The organism is Gottfriedia luciferensis, from assembly GCF_001712755.1.
Lineage (GTDB): Bacteria > Bacillota > Bacilli > Bacillales > Bacillaceae_G > Gottfriedia > Gottfriedia luciferensis_B.
The window spans coordinates 1-376 of record NZ_MDKC01000030.1; the positions used below are offsets into that span (position 1 = coordinate 1).

Below are 376 nucleotides of genomic sequence, written 5' to 3' on the forward strand. Positions count from 1 at the left end.
TTGGATAGAGCGTTTGACTACGGATCAAAAGGTTATGGGTTCGAGTCCTTTCGGGCGCGCCATATTACGGGAAGTGGCTCAGCTTGGTAGAGCACCTGGTTTGGGACCAGGGGGTCGCAGGTTCAAATCCTGTCTTCCCGACCATTTCAATTTTGGGGCCTTAGCTCAGCTGGGAGAGCGCCTGCCTTGCACGCAGGAGGTCAGCGGTTCGATCCCGCTAGGCTCCACCAAGATGATCTTTGAAAACTAAACAAAACATGAAGTAAACGTCAATTATTAGTTTTTTGAGCAATACAAGATTTAAACTTAACTTTTATGGAGAGTTTGATCCTGGCTCAGGACGAACGCTGGCGGCGTGCCTAATACATGCAAGTCG

At 48.9% G+C, this 376-nt stretch carries 2 tRNA genes and 1 rRNA gene; all 3 read left to right on the top strand.

The features are described 5' to 3' along the window. The first annotated feature begins 67 nt into the window (after positions 1-67). A tRNA-Pro gene (locus BED47_RS14950) sits at positions 68-144 on the top strand. A 10-nt stretch (positions 145-154) separates the two neighbouring features. Then, positions 155-230 (top strand) — tRNA-Ala (locus tag BED47_RS14955). A gap of 82 nt (positions 231-312) precedes the next feature. After that, a 16S ribosomal RNA gene (locus BED47_RS14960) occupies positions 313-376 on the top strand; the annotation flags it as partial.